This window comes from Seminibacterium arietis, from assembly GCF_042675725.1.
GTDB lineage: Bacteria > Pseudomonadota > Gammaproteobacteria > Enterobacterales > Pasteurellaceae > Seminibacterium > Seminibacterium arietis.
The window spans coordinates 87,758-104,741 of the sequence record NZ_JBHTJN010000009.1 but is presented as its reverse complement, the minus strand read 5'-3'; the positions used below and the strand labels follow the sequence as shown (position 1 = coordinate 104,741).

Here is a 16,984-nt window from a genome sequence, read left to right as displayed (position 1 = left end):
AAACGTTATTAAGTGCGGTTATTAAAATAAAAATAACCGCACTTTTTTATTTAGCGTTTTGGCAAATAACGCATTGGATCGACAGATTTTCCTTTGTAGCGAACTTCAAAGTGTAATTTTACATCATTTGTCCCTGAACTCCCCATTTTTGCGATTTGTTGACCAGCTTTTACTTCTTGCTGATCTCTTACTAAGATACTTTCATTATGTGCATATGCACTCAGAAAATCATCATTGTGTTTAATAATAATTAAATTACCGTATCCTCTTAATGCATTACCTGCGTAAACTACACGCCCACTTGCTGCAGCATTAACTGCTTGACCACGAGAGCCTTTAATATCAATTCCTTTATTTCCACCATCAGAAGTAGAAAATCCTTGTACTATACTGCCGTTGGTTGGCCAATACCAAGCAACATTAGATATTGCATTTGTTGGTTGTGGTTTTAATATTGGTTGAGTTGCCATTGGGTTAGCAGGTTTAATTGGTGTAGATGCCCCCTGAGTTGATTTAACGGGTCCGATAATTGTGCCATCTGAACCATATTTTGTGCCATTTGGACCTTGAGTATAAGTCACAGTACTTTTAGCAGGCTGAGTGGCTGTTGGTTGCTTGGCAGATTGAGTTGTTGGTGTTGTTGTAAGTGCGGTTGCATTATTAGAAATTTTTAATACTTGACCAACACTTAGAGTATAAGGTTCTTTCAAATTGTTTAATGCAGCTAGTTCTTTTACATCCATACCCGCAATATAAGCGATTAAAAACATAGTATCGCCTTTTCGGACTTGGTATGTTTCCTCTTTATAAAAGCCTTTATCAATTTTACTGTAAACAGGATAATTCGTTTGCGGATCTCGAGGAATTTCAAAATGTTGTGAAACTTTTGGTTTTGTTTCTGTAGTAACATTATTTATTTGTTTTGTCGTTGGGGAAATTGCTTGAGAGCGATTTTGTTCAACGTTTATATTCGCAGATGGCGATACTTGCATATTTTCTGGCATGCTTTGTTGTTCAATTTGTGGTTGCCAAGTGGGGTTATTATTATGTTGTCCAACGGGTTCCATCACACCTGGTGATAGTACACCATCTGCATTTTCAACAGGTGCTAAAGATGTACTAGAACAAGCCACTATGAGAGTAGCTATGGGTAACATTAAAAACGATTTATTCATTTCTATTTCCTCGTTATCTTTTAAAATAATTTATGTAATTAGTTGTTAATTAAGACAAAATTAAATACACTACTATCGCTAGTCCAACAGAAGACCAGCCGATGATCTCAATAGATTGCCGTAATTTAGCAGAAAATTTTTCACCCCCCCAAGCGGCTAATTTAGCTACAAGTAGAAAACGGGCTGCACGGGAAATCAGAGCAGTAATTAAAAAGGGTAAAAATGCCATTTGCATTACCCCTGCACAGATAGTGAATATCTTATAAGGGATAGGCGAAAATCCCGCAATAAATACGACTAATACTCCCCATTCTTCAAACCAGCTTACTGCTTTATGCCACTGACCTTGATATCCCCATAGTTCAATATAGTATTTGACAAAATCAAAAGCATAGTAGCCTAAGCTGTATCCAATTACACCACCTATTGCAGAAGCTATAGCCGCATAACTAGCGAATTTTATTGCACTTTGAGGTTTTGACATCGACATTGGAATCAACATCACATCTGGCGGTATGGGGAAAAAAATAGCTTCAATAAAGCTCACAAAAGATAGCCAAAAAGCCGCGAATCGATGTTTTGACCATTGCATAGTTTTGTCGTACATCGCACCGAAAATATTCAATGTTTTTTCCTTTTTTATTAAAAATTAAATAAAATTTGTTGCATATTATTCGCTTTTTAACCAGTATTGTAAAGCGTCGAGCGAGTGGTAAGCGGTCATATCTGCTTGTAATGGCGTGATTGATACATAACCATTTTTTACGGCATGAAAATCAGTTCCTTCACTTTCATTTTCAGGTAACCCTGATGGACCGATCCAATAAATCGTTTCTCCACGAGGATCTTGCTGTTTAATCATTTCTGATGCGGCTGCACGGTATCCTAATTTACAGACTTTGAAACCTTTTAATTGCTCATAAGGAATATCGGGTACATTAATGTTGATAATTTCACGACTTTTTAACAATTGATTATGTAATTTTGGCACTAGTTCACACACTACTTTAGCTGCTGTTTCATAGTGCTGTCGCCCGTCTAGAGATACCGCAATAGCAGGTAAGCCAAGATGCCTTCCTTCGAGTGCGGCTGCTACTGTACCAGAATAAATTACATCATCACCTAAATTTACTCCTGCGTTAATACCAGATATTACAAGGTCTACTCGTCCAGATAGAAAACCATTTAATGCTAAATGTACACAATCTGCTGGTGTTCCATTAATGCAATAATCACCACTGTCAATTTTGATAGGGCGTAAAGGCTCTACTAGGGTTAAAGAGCTAGATGCAGCACTGCGATTTCGATCTGGTGCAACAATAGTAACTTGTGCGATTTTGCGTAATTCTTCAGCTAATGCTTTAATTCCTTCGGCGTGAATGCCGTCATCATTGGAAAGTAAAATATGCATAAGTTCTCCGAGTTAATTTATTTAAAAATTTTATATTTGTAAGTAAATAAGTACTGTTTCTATTTACTTTTAATTAATAACACTACAGCCTCGCAAGCAATGCCTTCGCCACGCCCAGTAAAGCCTAATTTTTCTGTTGTAGTTGCTTTTACATTGACTTGTTCTATATTGCACTGTAGATCTTGAGCGATTAACATTCTCATTTTATCAATATATGGTCTCATTTTAGGGGCCTGAGCAATAATAGTTATATCTACATTGTTTACTATATAATCTTTTAGTTGCACTTGATAATAAGCTTTACGCAATAAATCACGACTATCAGCATTTTTATATTGCATATCAGTATCAGGGAATAATTTACCAATATCGCCTAATGCCACTGCACCAAGTAGAGCATCTGTTAATGCATGGAGAGCAACATCTCCGTCACTATGAGCTACTAACCCTTGTTCATAAGGGATAGTTACTCCGCCAATGATAATTGGACCTTCACCACCAAAAGCATGCACATCAAACCCATGACCTATTTTGAACATATTTTTTCCTTATTGGTTAATTATAGTTGGATTATAGCATTCCATACTATTTTTCTAAAAAAATACACTTCATTTTAGTAATTATTTTTAATGTCAAAGAAAACATATAGTAATATAATAGAAAATATTTTATTAACTTTTACATTTGGATTGAGAATTTGTATGAAACAGTTAAGCTATTTGCCAGGGCTAATTCTAACTCTAGTTATTGCTGGTGTGGCGACTTTTCTAGCCAGAACACAACTTGCGTTACAATGGCATTTCGGTGCTTTAACAATTGCTATTTTAATCGGTATTATATGTGGTAATACTTTTTACCAGCACATATCTCATTATACTCAATCAGGAGTGGCATTTTCAAAAGGCTTTTTATTACGTACAGGGATTGTCTTGTATGGTTTTCGAATTACTTTGCAAGATATTGGTCAGGTTGGTGCAAGTGCGGTGCTTTCTGATGCTGTTTTATTAGTAGCCACTTTTTTTGTTACTTGCTGGATTGGTATAAAGTTGTTGAAAATTGATAAACAAATTGTGCAAATGACAGCAGCTGGATGTAGTATCTGTGGTGCTGCAGCAATTATGGCGACTGAACCTGTAGTTAAAGCCCAACCTTATAAAGTATCAGTAGCAGTAGCATTAATTGTAATTTTTGGTACGATCAGTATGTTCTTATATCCATTGATGTATCCGTTTCTGATCGATTATCTTGGTACAGAGCAATTTGGTATTTATATTGGCTCGACTATTCATGAAGTAGCTCAAGTATATGCAGCAGGTAGTACGATTAATCCCGCAGTAGCTGATACAGCTGTAATTTCTAAAATGATTCGTGTAATGATGCTGGCTCCATTTCTGTTTACACTATCTTATTACGTCAATAAAAATGAATCTCAAGGCAAAATAACAATGCCATTTTTTGCTTTATATTTTATTTTAGTTGCGGTTGTTAATTCTTTTAATTTAATTCAACCTGAATTAGTAGATTGGTTAATCGAACTCGATACTATTTTATTAATGATGTCAATGTCAGCTCTAGGTTTAACCACTAATATTTTGTCTATTAAGCAAGCGGGTACAAAGCCATTATTGCTTGGTGCGTTAGTTAGTGTTTGGTTAATTTTGGGAGGATTTTTAATAAACTTATTTTTTCACTCAATTTTTAATTAAAGTATTACGAACACTAAATGTGAAAAATCCACTCAAATGAGTGGATTTTAAGCTTGGATTAAAGATAAAATTTTTCAACGAAGTTTAATTTATCATCTAACTTCAATACTAATGGCTGACCAGTAGGAATTTCAAAATCCATAATATCGGCATCAGAAATACCAATAATGTGTTTTGCTAAAGCACGCAAGGAATTACCATGAGCAGTAATTAGCACACGTTTACCTGAAAGCAATGCAGGTGCGATTTGATCTTCCCAAAATGGTAATACACGTTCTAGCGTTACCTTTAGATTTTCACCATCTGGAATAACATCTGCAGGTAAATTAGCGTAACGGCGATCATTATGAGCAGAATTCGGATCTTTAGGATCTAAAAGTGGTGGTAATGTATCGTAAGAACGTCGCCAAATATGGACTTGTTCATCACCGTATTTTTCTGCTGTCGCTTTTTTATCTAATCCTTGTAATTCTCCATAATGGCGTTCATTTAAACGCCAGTTTTTCACTTGTGGAATCCAAAGTTGATTTGATTCTTCTAGTACAATGTTGCAAGTTTTAATGGCTCTAGTTAGAACTGATGTAAAAGCAATGTCAAATTCATAACCTGCATCAAGCAATTTTTTACCTGCAGCTTTTGCTTCTTCAACACCACGTTCGGTTAAATTTACATCACGCCAACCTGTAAAAAGGTTTTTTGCATTCCACTCACTAAAACCGTGACGAATAAATACTAACTCCATAGTTATCTCCTAAAGTAAATTTATTAAAAACTGCTTTATAGTTTATACCAAAATTTTATTTTTTTTAATCGGAAAACATCGATTTTCTGATTTTTCGCAAATTTTTTGTAAACTCATCACTGTGCAGTTAAAATAAACCGCAATACTAGAGTAGTAAATTTTTAAATGACCATACTTTGTATAAAATTTATCCTTAAGTTAAATGGTGTAAAACTTCTAAATATAATTATGTTGCTATTTCACAAATTGAAAAAAATCAAATTTCTTACCGCACTTTTTTTATACGTAAGCGTGAGTTTTCTTGCTTATGCAAATGAATTATCTGAATTGCAGAACCGAATTAAACAGCAAGAACAGAAAATCGTTGAAAAAAGGCAAGAACAAAAGAAACTACAAGATACTTTGCAAAATCAAGAGAATAGAATTAGTCAAGTTATTGGGAAATTAAATGAAACAAAATCTAATCTGACAGAAATAAATAAACATATTTCAGCAACAGAAAGACAGACTAAACAATTAAGAAAACAAAAAATAGCACAAAAAAACAAGTTGGCTAAACAATTGGAGCTTATACGTCGTTTAGATTTTAATCCGTCTTTACTAGAAAAATTATTTTCACAAGATGCTCAAAAAGTACAGCGTATGAAAGCGTATTATCAACATTTAAATCAAACAAGATTGGCACTAATTAATGAGCTGAATGTAACAGAGAATAATTTGGTGAATAGTCAGGAGAGGATAAGAGAACAAAAGAAAATACAGCAAGATCAACTTGAGGATCAAGAAAGCCAACAAAAAGCACTTCAACGAGTACAAAAAGAACGACAACTTACATTAGAACGTATAAATCAAAATTTATCTCTGGAACAGGATAAATTGAATACTTTAAAAGCCAATGAGGATACATTACTCAAACGGATAGCGAAAGCTGAACAACTTGCTCGTGAACAAGAAAAAAATGAACGAGAAGTTTTTGCGAATAAGAAAAAACAATCTCAACAGCACGAACAGTCTATTCATCGGTCAAAAGTTGAAGGGAAAGGAGAGATAGTAAGTAAAAAGGGTTTAGGGTATCCTAAGAAACAATACGCTTATCCAGTTGTAGGAAAAATCCTCAATGGGTTTGGTTCAACTCAAATTGGTGAAATAAAGTGGAAAGGTATAGTAATTAGTGCTAAAGCAGGTTCACCAGTTAAAGCTATAGCAAATGGACGAGTAATTTTATCTAGTTGGCTGCGAGGTTATGGACATATGGTTATAATTAAGCATGGTAATGATGATTTAAGCCTTTATGGTTATAATCAAGCTGTTTCGGTGAAAGAAGGTCAGCTTGTTAAAGCGGGGCAAAAAATTGCAGAAGTAGGAATGTCAGGCGGGCAACAACAAAGTAACTTGTATTTTGAAATTCGCCGTAAAGGCATTGCAGTCAATCCTATTGGGTGGTTGAGATGATAAAGAATACTTTGCAAAAATTGATAAAAATGAGTTTCGTTTTAGGGATTTTATTTCAAGCATTTTCTATTAATGCAGGGCAATTATCAATTGTTATTGATGATATTGGTTATCATGCTAAGTTAGACTCAGAGGTTTATTCATTACCCAGAGAAGTCTCAGTTGCTATTATCCCTTCAGCACCTTACGCCAAACAACGTAATCAGTTAGCCAAGCAGCAAAATCGAGATATTTTAATCCATATGCCAATGCAACCGATAAATAATCAAAAGATTGAAGAAGGTGGTTTGCTGTTAGGATTAAGTCAAAATGAAGTGAATCAGCGAGTAATTAATGCGAAAAGGATTTTACCTGATGCTGTGGGAATGAATAATCATATGGGGAGTGCTGCAACTTCAGATGTTAGTTTAATGCAAAAATTAATGGTAGTACTTCATGATCAAAATTTAGCATTTTTAGACAGTAAAACTACGGGACGTTCTGTCGCTGCAAAAATTGCTAGGCAACATAAAATTCCCACTCTGGAACGTCACATTTTTTTAGATAATAGTGATCAAGTTAATAGTATTCGAACACAGTTCGATAATGCAATTCGTTATGCTCGAAAACAGGGAGTCGCTATAGTTATAGGGCATCCTCGTCGCAACACCCTTAATGTATTAAAAAATGGTATTGAAAATTTACCTACAGATATAAAATTAGTAGGAATTGCTAGTTTATGGAAAGGAACGATGACTACAGTGAAACCTATGCTCATTCCTTTTTCTGATACACCTGCATCCACATCCGTGGCTCCTTTTGAAAAAATCCCATTATTAAGGGGCGTGCCAAAGTAAGATTAAAAATCCTTTTTACAGATTTTTTGATAATTTTTGCAATAAACGATCCATTGCTCTATAACTCAAAGCTTCTGCTAAGTGAGGTTGAGATATTTGATTTTCCCCATTGAGATCCGCAATAGTACGTGAAACTTTTAAAATACGATGATAAGCCCGTACAGATAATCCTAATTTAGTTAACGTATTTTCTAGGAAAATTGCATTTTGAGTTGAGATTTTACAATCCCGTTCAATTTCTTTGCTATTCAAGTGAGCGTTAATTTTTCCTGCTCTGGCTAACTGAATTTCTCTAATTTTTAGAATTTTTGACCGCACTTGAGCGGAATTTTCGCCCCTATTATCTGAATTAGAGAGATTTTGCAATGTTCCTTGAGGTAGTAAAGGTACCTCAATTGATAGATCAAAGCGATCCAAAAAGGGACCTGATAACCGATTTAAATAACGCATAATTTGTTATGGTGAAGTGCGGTTATGCGTACCCGTATAGTGTCCTGTAGGACTTGGGTTCATTGCGGCAATTAGCTGAAAACGTGCAGGAAAACGAATTTTTGCATTTGCCCTTGAAATGATAATTTCACCGCTTTCTAATGGTTGGCGTAAAGCGTCAAGTACTTTTCGCTCGAATTCAGGTAATTCATCTAAAAATAACACGCCATTGTGAGCAAGGGATATTTCTCCAGGTTTAGGAATTGTACCACCACCGACTAATGCTACCATTGAGGCACTATGATGTGGGGAGCGGAAAGGTCGTTGTTTCCAGTTATGAAAATTTAATTCATTTTGCACTAAACTTGTGACGCATGCTGTTTCAATAGCTTCTTGATCAGACATTTCAGGTAAAAGTGTAGTTAAGCGACTTGCAAGCATCGTTTTCCCCGTTCCAGGAGGACCTAAAAATAATAAATTATGTTGCCCAGCAGCGGCAATAATTAAAGCTCGTTTTGCATGATGTTGCCCAATAATATCAGTTAAGTCTTTTTGTACGAAAGGGGAAAAATTTACTGTACTGTCTCTAGTTAGAACTGTCGCTATAGGAAGATTTTTTTGATCATTTAAAAATTGTACAACACTGAGTAAATTGTCAGCGAAGTAAGATGTTTGATCAGAAACTAAAGCTGCCTCATTAGCGTTATGACTGGCTATGATTAGGTTACGTTTAGCTTTTTTAGCCGCTAAAATAGCTGGAATAACGCCATGTACGCCACGTAGATTTTCAGTCAACGCGAGTTCGCCAAGTAATTCAAATTGCTTTAATTTATTATCATTAATTTGACCTGAAGCGGCTAATATTCCGATAGCGATAGGAAGATCAAATCTCCCCCCTTCTTTGGGTAAATCTGCGGGTGCGAGATTGACAGTAATACGTTTAGGAGGATATTTGAAGTTAGCATTTAGCAAAGCACTTCTAACGCGATCTTGTGCTTCTTTTACAGTTTTTTCGGGCAATCCTACAAGAGTAAAGCCTGGTTTCCCATTACTTAAATGTACTTCAATAGTGACTAAAGGAGCTTGAACGCCCATCGACGCTCGACTATAAACGATAGCTAATGACATATTTATTTCCTTCATTTTTACTTTCACTATAAGAAAACACAGAAAAAATAAAATTCTGACCGCACTATTTTGCGATCCTTATCGTAAAAATAAAATTTTTCTAATCAAGATAAAGAGAGTAGAATGAGCAAACGTGAAACTTTTTAATTTATTATGTAAGAGTTTAGTGAATTTGATATTGGAGGGAAAATGTCTGAAACAACAATCTTAGATATTATCAATGCGTTAGGTGGTAAAGAAAATATTAATCAAGTAGATGCTTGTTTAACTCGTTTAAGAGTTGTACTACATGATAATAAATTATTAAATAAATCAACGCTCAAAAAACTGGGTGCTGTTGATGTAGTAAAAGTCAGTAACACGCAACAAATTATTTTTGGAATAAAATCAGCACAATATCGTGATCAGATTAAAGCGTTAATTAGTTAAAAAATAGACTTGCTAAGAGCAAGTCTATTTTTATTTGATGTTTTTCCATTTGTAAATTTTTCTTTAAACTCACCAATTATATTTTTTGATTCTCATAAAAAAATTAGTTTAATTGCTTATAATTTCATCAATTTTAAATCAAGTATACTTGATTTTCCCTGTATCTTGTGGATACAGGGAAAACAATATATTGGTAGTAATAGGAGATATAAATTATGTGTTTTGATGAAAATAGTGCAGATTATCAAATGATTCAATTGTATCAAGAAGTTGCAGAGCAAGGAGATGCTAAAGCTCAACGGATGTTGGGGCTTATGTATTATAATGGAAAAGGTGTAGAACAAGATTATCAGCAAGCGTTTGAATGGTCTCAAAAATCGGCGGAGCAAGGAGATGCTAAAGTTCAAGGAATGTTGAGAATGATGATACATTAATAAAAAACCTCAGCTAATGCTGAGGTTTTTTATTAGATTTTACTTAACGCTAGGTAAACGGCGATAGTCTGTGCCAAAGTCATCGTGGCACATTGAGAGCGGAAACCGCTAACTTGAGCTTCTTTAACAATAAATGATACGTCACTGAATGCTAGTAATGGGCTAAGTTGGCTATCAGTAATCGCAATATGTTTGACACCAGCTTTAGCTGTGGCAGTTACAACGTTTAGCGTTTCATTTGCGTACGGAGAAAAACTGATTGCAATGACAGCATCATTTTCTCGAATGCGACTGAGCTGCTCATCAAACATCCCACCTGAACCATCGATCATAAATACATCATAGTTTAAATGGTGCAAAGTATAATTGAGATAGTTCGCTATGCTAAATGAGCGTTTTAATCCTACTATAAAAATTCGTTTAGCTTGGTTTAAAATTTCTATTGTTTTATCTAAATTTTCTTGACTGGCTTGTGATGCAAGTTGTTGTAAGGCTTGAGTGTTGCCTTGTATAAAGAGATCCAGAATATGATTCAGTTCACTTCTTTGTTCATCAACATGCTCGATTTGTCGGAAAAGTTGTATGCGTTCAGTATAACAGGAAGTACGTTCCATCATATCTTGACGAAAAAGTTGTTTGATCTCATTAAAACCACTAAACCCAAAAGCGTTAGCAAAACGAATTAAAGTGGAAGGAGGGACACCAATTCGTTCAGCGGTAGTTGAAACAGTATCAAAGACAACATTGTTGCCATTATCCAGCATATATTTTGCTACTTGTTTGAGACGTTTGCTTAATCCGTTGTACTGCTTTCGGATTTCATCTTGAAAATTAGCTAATTGAGTGAGTGTATTCATTTTTTATTCTTTAATTTTTATTTGAAAACAGGAAACGTGCTGAATTATACGCTATTTTTAATAATAATAGGCTCATATCAACAAAATTTTAATAAACCCCTCTTGACTAAGAGGGGGGAACAAATAATGAATCAACGATTTTGCCAAAGATCGATTAAAGTGCGGTAGTTTTCTGACACAGTTTTAATGAGAGCTTGATCATCAAGTTTGCCAGCGAGCCATTGTTCTGACGGTTTGCCGAAAATAGTGCGTCCAACAGCAAAGCCTTTAACTTTTTCACAGCCTTTTGTCTGCTCAAAAGCGACTTTAAAGGCATCGAGAGGAGCATCTAGCCCTAATATTAGGATACCACGGCAATCAGGATCATAGTTGTCAATTGTTTTGGAGATTATTTGCCACTGTTCATTTGATACACTAGGTAATTTCCACCATTCTGGTTTAATGCCTAGTTGATAGAAGTGCTCAATTGCTTGATTATAGAACTTTTCGTTTTGAGGCATATCTGAAGGCAAAATAATTTCTAGTAGTAGCTCATGACCTGTTCGACAACAAGCTTGATAGATTTCTTTAAGTTTTCGATCTTGAACGGATTTTATATTATAGTCATCTTCTGGATGATAAAACGCTAAGCATTTAATCACGTGATCTTTTGGAAAAGAGGATAATTGTGTACCTAAATCGCCGTATTCCAATTCCAATGGTCGGGACGACGGTTCTTCAATAGGACGAGCAATCCAATAGTGTTTACCTGTAATATTATTGAGTACATCTTGTCCAAAAGTAGTGTCAGCTAAAATTCCCGCTTGATCTTGTGGAAGTCCAGCTAATTTGGCAGTTTGTTCCATCGCTTTTAGTAGGAGTTGTTTAAGTTTTGGTAAACGTTCGATATTTGCCCCTACTTTATTTGCCATTTCTACCATTTGTTTACGGTGATCGAATGCAAAAATACAGAGATTATCCCATTGTTTTTTACGAGTTGTAACACGGTGTAAATGATTTAACCGCTCATCTAGATCTGGACGAGGTACACTGCTAGCTCTTGTTAAATAATCGTCCAATTCCCGTTTTGTTGGCATCGCAGGAGAACAACCATGGCGAGAAACAACTAATGCACCACAAGCATTTGCATAATGACAAGCTTGTTCCCAGCCTTCATTGTTTAAGTAGCCTCGCATTAAGCCAGACATAAATGCATCACCTGCACCTAGCACATTTAGCACTTCAACACGCACGCCATACACATTTAAACCACCATCTAAATCATCAGGTAATTCGCCCTCAAAAACTGAACAGCCTAATGCTCCACGCTTGCACACTAATGTAGCATTTGATACTTTTCGTACATTTTTCAATGCGGTCAGTGTATTTGTTGAACCGCCAGCAATATGGAATTCTTCTTCAGTGCCGACAATCACATCGAAATGATGTAATACTTCTTGTAGGGATTTAGTTACTTCTACACTATCAATATAACGAGTTTCTCCATCACCAAGGGAAGTTAAGCCCCAAAGCACTGGGCGATAATCAATATCCAATGCTCGTTTCACTTCATTTCTACCCGCGTATTTTAATGCGGTTAACACAGCTTCACGAGTTTTAGGATGGGAAAGATGAGTACCTGTAATGGCTAATGCACGACTAGATGCAATATAATCTTCACTGAAATCATCTTTAGTAATCGCCATGTCAGCACAGTTATCACGGTAGAAAATCAATGGAAAAGTTTCTTTATCTTTAATGCCTAGAATAACTAAAGCAGTTAAACGTTCCTTGTCAGTTATCAAGTGACTAGTATCCACACCGACACTTTCTAATTCTTCACGTAGGAAGCGTCCCATATGTTCATCACCAACTCGAGCTAACATAGACGAACGCAAACCTTGTACTGCTGTACCATAGGCTACATTCCCTGATGAACCACCTAAATACTTAGAAAATGTTGTCATTTCTTCTAAACGAGAACCGATTTGCTGTCCGTAGAAATCAACAGCTACTCGCCCTAAACAGATAAGATCAAGTGGACGTTCTTGATGATTTACAGTCGCCATAAAATGCTCCTTTCAATGAAAAATAATTTTATCTTAACCTATCATACAAAAATGAAATTTTTATTTCAATTTTTAAATTATGATTTCTGTGATCTTGTTCTCACTTTGAAAAATAAGGCAATTAATTAATAGAAATGTGAGGTTGTTCACATCTTTTTTTCAATTTTATTGATAGAATAATGAAACAAAATTTTCATTTTGGCATTTTTTTACAAAAATATAACCGCTTTATGTGGTTGCCATACAAGGGGGCTTTATGCAAACAACTCGTTTAACTGTCGCACAAGCACTAGTCCAATTTTTAGATAATCAATACTTAGAAGTGGATGGCAAAGAGATTAAATTTGTGCACGGTATTGCCGCAATTTTTGGGCATGGTAATGTATTAGGGGTAGGGCAAGCATTAGCACAATGTGCTGGTAAATTAACACTTTACCAAGGTAGGAATGAGCAGGGTATGGCACATTTAGCTATTGGTTTCGCTAAACAGAACTTGCGTCAAAAAATTATTGCTTGTACTTCTTCTGTCGGACCAGGTGCGGCAAATATGGTTACTGCCGCAGCAACGGCAACAGCAAACCGCATTCCGCTTTTATTGTTACCAGGTGATGTATTTGCAACTCGTCAGCCCGATCCTGTGTTACAGCAAATTGAACAATCTTATGATTTAAGTATAAGCACTAATGATGCCCTTCGAGCAGTTAGCAAATATTGGGATAGAATACAACGTCCAGAACAATTGATGAGTGCCTGTATTAACGCATTTCGTGTACTCACTGACCCTGCAGAAACAGGTGCGGTAACAATCGCATTACCACAGGATGTACAGGCTGAATGCTATGATTTCCCAAATAGTTTTCTGCAAAAACGGGTTCATCGTTTAGAGCGTACACCTCCGACATTGGCAATGATCGAGCAAGCAGTGAAGTTAATTCAGGCGAAGAAGAAGCCACTTATTGTTTGTGGCGGTGGAGTTCGTTATTCACAGGCTGGCAATATGTTACAGCAGTTTGCTAAACGGTTTGGCATTCCGTTTGCCGAAACTCAAGCAGGTAAAAGTGCGGTCATTTCTGACTATGAATTGAATGTCGGTGGTGTCGGTGAAACAGGGTGTTTGGCTGCAAATCGCTTAGCAAAAGAAGCTGATTTGGTGATCGGTATTGGGACTCGATATACGGATTTCACTACTTCGTCAAAATGGATTTTCCAAAATCCAACAGTACAGTTTTTAAATATCAACGTTGCTCGTTTTGATGCTTATAAATTAGACGGCGTACAATTGGTTGCGGATGCCAAAACAGCATTAGAAGCATTAAGTGACGCTTTGCCAAGTAGTTATCAAGCTCAATGGGGTAATGAGATTATTCAAGCAAAATCAGATTTTAATGATGAAATTCAACGCTTGCACAGTATCAAATATACCGCCAATTTCACTCCTGAAATCAACGATGATTTAGACCACAAAGCAGTACATAACGAATTTATTAAACTGACAGGCTCACAGCTTACTCAATCGCAAGTGTTAGGGATTGTAAACGAACTGATTGAAAATGATGGAATTATTGTGGCAGCAGCGGGCAGTTTACCAGGTGATTTACAACGAACTTGGCTAACTAAAGGAGAAGAAACTTACCACCTTGAATATGGCTACTCCTGTATGGGCTACGAAGTGAGTGCAGCAGTTGGTGTGAAAATTGCTCGTCCTGAGCAAGAAGTGTATGCATTGCTCGGTGATGGTTCTTACTTAATGGCTCATTCAGAATTGGTTACTTCAATCCAAGAAAGTAAAAAAATTAATGTGATACTGTTCGATAATATGGCTAATGGTTGTATCAACAACTTGCAAATTGGCAATGGTATGGACAGCTTTGGTACAGAATTTCGCTTCCGTAATAACGAAGCTAACCAGCTTAATGGCGGTTTAGTGCCGATTGATTTCGCAAAAAATGCCGAAGCGTATGGTTGTAAAACTTATCGTGTCACTACTGAAACAGAATTACGAGCCGCTTTGCAAGATGCAAAACAACAGACAGTTTCAACGCTGATTGATGTTAAAGTTTTACCTAAAACAATGGCTCATGGCTATGGTAGCTGGTGGCATGTTGGAGTTGCAGAAGTATCTGAAAGTGAACGAGTTCGACAAGCGAGACAAAGAGCAGAAGAACAATTAGCGAAAGCTAGACGATATTAATCGTTTTTTCTCTCCGTGAGTACAAGCTCAAAGCTGACTAGGTATTCATCTATTTCGTGTAATAGATAGAAGATTTAGAGGAGAGGGAAAAAAAAGAGCGGTCGATTTGCAACATTTTTTGCAAACCCCACCGTTTATGAATTTATTTATCTCTAATTTAAATGAGGTTTTTCTATGAAAGCAGAAAATATTCAGCTTGGTATTGCACCTATTGGTTGGACAAATGATGATCTACCTGAATTAGGAGCGGAAAATACTTTTGAGCAGTGTATTAGTGAAATGGCATTAGCAGGCTACACAGGCTGTGAAGTTGGTAATAAATATCCGCGTGATATAAAAATACTTAAACGAAAATTAGAGGTGCGTGGTATCCAAATTTGTAACGCATGGTTCAGCACTTTTTTTGTTGATGGTAAGCGTGAAGAAACTATCGCAGAATTCATCAAGCATAGAGACTTTCTATATGCAATGGGTGCGAAAGTAATTGGCTGTTCTGAACAGAGTCGTAGTATTCAAGGTACAACTAAATCCATTTTTAAAGAAAAGCCAATTTTTAATGATGAAGATTGGAAGAAAATGGCTGAAGGTTATAATGAGCTAGCAAAAATAGCAGCCGAAAAAGGAATGAAAGTTTGTTTGCATCACCATATGGGAACAGGTATTCAAACACCTGAAGAAGTAGATCGTTATATGGCAGAAGTGAATGATGATGTTTATTTACTGTTCGATTCTGGTCATCTTTATTATTCTGAAGGTTGCCAAAAAGCGATGCTTGGCGTACTGGAAAAATATATTGACCGTATCGTTCATGTTCACTTAAAAGATGTGCGTGATGAGGTGGTTGCGGAAGTGAAAGAAAAAGATTTGAGCTTCCTAGAGGGTGTGAAAAAAGGCACGTTTACTGTACCTGGTGATGGTGTAATTGACTTCAAACCGATTTTCGACATTCTCGAAAAATACGACTACAAAGGTTGGATGGTGGTAGAAGCCGAACAAGATCCAGCAATCGCAAACCCATTTGAATACGCCTTAAAAGGCAGAAAATATATCCGTGAAGTGGCAGGAGTTTAAAATGTTAAAAGTAGGTATTATTGGTGCGGGTCGTATAGGTCGTGTTCACTCCGAAAGTATCAGCAAATATGTAAAAGGAGCAGAAATCAAAGCGATTTCTGATGTCAGAATTACTGATGAATTGACCGCTTGGGCAAAATCAATGGATATTCCAACAGTGTATGATGATTACAAACAGATCCTGCAAGACCCTGAAATTGATGCTGTATTAGTATGTTCCTCTACTAATACTCATGCACCGATTTCAATTGAAGCAGCCCAAGCAGGTAAACATGTTTTCTGTGAAAAACCAGTTGATGCGGACCCTGAAAAAATTCGTGAAGTATTAGCTGCTGTAGAAAAAGCAGGTGTAAAATTCCAGGTGGGCTTTAACCGTCGTTTTGATCATAATTTCAAAGCAATCAAAGATCGTGTTATCGCAGGCGATATTGGTCAACCACATGTAATTCGCGTTACTTCTCGAGATCCAGAAGCACCACCAATTGAGTATGTCAAAGTGTCTGGTGGTATGTTCTTCGATATGACTATTCACGATTTTGATATGATTCGTTACCTTTCAGGTAGCGAAGTGGAGGAAGTATTTGCAGTCGGTACCGTTCTGGTAAACCCTGAAATTGGTAAAGCAGGCGACATTGATACTGCGGTAATTACGCTCAAATTAGCAAATGGTGCAATTGGCGTGATTGATAACAGTCGCAAAGCCGCTTACGGTTATGACCAACGAGCAGAAGTATTTGGTTCAAAAGGGGCTATCCACATCACTAACGACACAGGATCAACTGCGGTGTTCTCTGGTGAAAATGGTGTGATTGGCGAAAAACCAAAATACTTCTTCTTAGAACGCTATATGCAATCTTTTGCTGATGAAATTAGTTGCTTCGTCGATTCTGTTGTAAACGACAAACCAACACTGGTAAACGGCAATGACGGCTTACAACCAGTTCTGATTGCATTAGCGGCGAAAAAATCTCTGGAAGAAAATCGTCCTGTGAAATTGAGTGAAGTGGCTTAATTTTTCTATTGAATGAATAAGCGGTCAGTATTGTGGATTTTTCTAAACGACCGCTTGTTTATT

General features: G+C 36.4%; 15 protein-coding genes and 1 pseudogene. 8 read left to right on the top strand and 8 right to left on the bottom strand.

Features of this window, described 5'->3' with window-relative positions; genetic code table 11:
- Positions 1-50 precede the first annotated feature (50 nt).
- The 4 genes from nlpD to ispF are packed head-to-tail and all read right to left on the bottom strand — an operon-like array spanning position 51 to position 3,125.
- A complete protein-coding gene (gene nlpD, locus ACFQ02_RS04380; protein WP_380819809.1) occupies positions 51-1,175 on the bottom strand; it encodes a murein hydrolase activator NlpD in 1,125 nt (374 codons plus the stop codon).
- A gap of 49 nt (positions 1,176-1,224) precedes the next feature.
- Complete coding sequence (locus ACFQ02_RS04375; protein WP_380819806.1) at positions 1,225-1,800, bottom strand: YqaA family protein; 576 nt, start codon at positions 1,798-1,800, stop codon at positions 1,225-1,227.
- Between the two features lie 45 nt (positions 1,801-1,845).
- Positions 1,846-2,586, bottom strand: a complete 741-nt coding sequence (surE, locus tag ACFQ02_RS04370) for a 5'/3'-nucleotidase SurE (RefSeq protein WP_380819803.1) — start codon at positions 2,584-2,586, stop codon at positions 1,846-1,848.
- 59 nt (positions 2,587-2,645) lie between these two features.
- A complete protein-coding gene (gene ispF / locus ACFQ02_RS04365) occupies positions 2,646-3,125 on the bottom strand; it encodes a 2-C-methyl-D-erythritol 2,4-cyclodiphosphate synthase (RefSeq protein ID WP_380819800.1) in 480 nt (159 codons plus the stop codon).
- A gap of 162 nt (positions 3,126-3,287) precedes the next feature.
- Between ispF and ACFQ02_RS04360 the strand changes: the two genes are divergently transcribed.
- Positions 3,288-4,292, top strand: coding sequence for a YeiH family protein (locus tag ACFQ02_RS04360; protein ID WP_380819797.1), 1,005 nt, complete (start codon positions 3,288-3,290; stop codon positions 4,290-4,292).
- A gap of 58 nt (positions 4,293-4,350) precedes the next feature.
- Here the strand turns inward: ACFQ02_RS04360 and ACFQ02_RS04355 are convergent, their stop codons facing one another.
- Positions 4,351-5,034, bottom strand: coding sequence for a 2,3-diphosphoglycerate-dependent phosphoglycerate mutase (locus ACFQ02_RS04355; RefSeq protein ID WP_380819794.1), 684 nt, complete (start codon positions 5,032-5,034; stop codon positions 4,351-4,353).
- A 228-nt stretch (positions 5,035-5,262) separates the two neighbouring features.
- On the opposite strand from ACFQ02_RS04355, the gene envC reads away from it, so the two are divergent.
- On the top strand, positions 5,263-6,486 hold the full coding sequence (gene envC, locus ACFQ02_RS04350) for a murein hydrolase activator EnvC (RefSeq protein WP_380819791.1): 1,224 nt from the start codon (positions 5,263-5,265) through the stop codon (positions 6,484-6,486).
- Positions 6,483-7,322, top strand: a complete 840-nt coding sequence (locus tag ACFQ02_RS04345; RefSeq protein WP_380819789.1) for a divergent polysaccharide deacetylase family protein — start codon at positions 6,483-6,485, stop codon at positions 7,320-7,322. Before envC ends, ACFQ02_RS04345 begins: the two co-directional genes overlap by 4 nt.
- A 15-nt stretch (positions 7,323-7,337) precedes the next feature.
- Here ACFQ02_RS04345 and ACFQ02_RS04340 read toward each other — a convergent pair.
- Positions 7,338-8,879 (bottom strand): annotated as a pseudogene (locus tag ACFQ02_RS04340) (YifB family Mg chelatase-like AAA ATPase).
- Between the two features lie 189 nt (positions 8,880-9,068).
- Between ACFQ02_RS04340 and ACFQ02_RS04335 the strand changes: the two are divergent.
- Together ACFQ02_RS04335 and ACFQ02_RS04330 are read left to right on the top strand one after the other, a co-directional pair.
- Positions 9,069-9,308 carry a glucose PTS transporter subunit EIIB gene (locus ACFQ02_RS04335; protein ID WP_380819786.1) on the top strand — a complete coding sequence of 80 codons (240 nt, stop codon included), beginning with the start codon at positions 9,069-9,071 and terminating at the stop codon, positions 9,306-9,308.
- Positions 9,309-9,523: 215 nt separating this feature from the next.
- Positions 9,524-9,742 (top strand): tetratricopeptide repeat protein, encoded by a 219-nt coding sequence (locus tag ACFQ02_RS04330; RefSeq protein ID WP_380819784.1) that lies wholly within the window; start codon positions 9,524-9,526, stop codon positions 9,740-9,742.
- A 32-nt stretch (positions 9,743-9,774) separates the two neighbouring features.
- Here the strand turns inward: ACFQ02_RS04330 and ACFQ02_RS04325 are convergent, their stop codons facing one another.
- Together ACFQ02_RS04325 and ACFQ02_RS04320 are read right to left on the bottom strand one after the other, a co-directional pair.
- On the bottom strand, positions 9,775-10,599 hold the full coding sequence (locus tag ACFQ02_RS04325; RefSeq protein ID WP_380819781.1) for a MurR/RpiR family transcriptional regulator: 825 nt from the start codon (positions 10,597-10,599) through the stop codon (positions 9,775-9,777).
- A gap of 131 nt (positions 10,600-10,730) precedes the next feature.
- Positions 10,731-12,647 (bottom strand): bifunctional 5-dehydro-2-deoxygluconokinase/5-dehydro-2-deoxyphosphogluconate aldolase, encoded by a 1,917-nt coding sequence (locus tag ACFQ02_RS04320; RefSeq protein WP_380819778.1) that lies wholly within the window; start codon positions 12,645-12,647, stop codon positions 10,731-10,733.
- Between the two features lie 256 nt (positions 12,648-12,903).
- On the opposite strand from ACFQ02_RS04320, the gene iolD reads away from it, so the two are divergent.
- The 3 genes from iolD to iolG all read left to right on the top strand — a co-directional run bounded on the left by iolD (position 12,904) and on the right by iolG (position 16,921).
- Positions 12,904-14,838 (top strand): 3D-(3,5/4)-trihydroxycyclohexane-1,2-dione acylhydrolase (decyclizing), encoded by a 1,935-nt coding sequence (iolD, locus tag ACFQ02_RS04315; RefSeq protein ID WP_380819775.1) that lies wholly within the window; start codon positions 12,904-12,906, stop codon positions 14,836-14,838.
- A 174-nt stretch (positions 14,839-15,012) separates the two neighbouring features.
- The gene (gene iolE, locus ACFQ02_RS04310) at positions 15,013-15,909 is read left to right on the top strand and encodes a myo-inosose-2 dehydratase (protein ID WP_380819772.1); all 897 of its coding nucleotides are present in this window, start codon (positions 15,013-15,015) and stop codon (positions 15,907-15,909) included.
- Between the two features lies 1 nt (position 15,910).
- Complete coding sequence (gene iolG, locus ACFQ02_RS04305) at positions 15,911-16,921, top strand: inositol 2-dehydrogenase (protein ID WP_380819769.1); 1,011 nt, start codon at positions 15,911-15,913, stop codon at positions 16,919-16,921.
- The last annotated feature ends 63 nt before the right edge of the window (positions 16,922-16,984 follow it).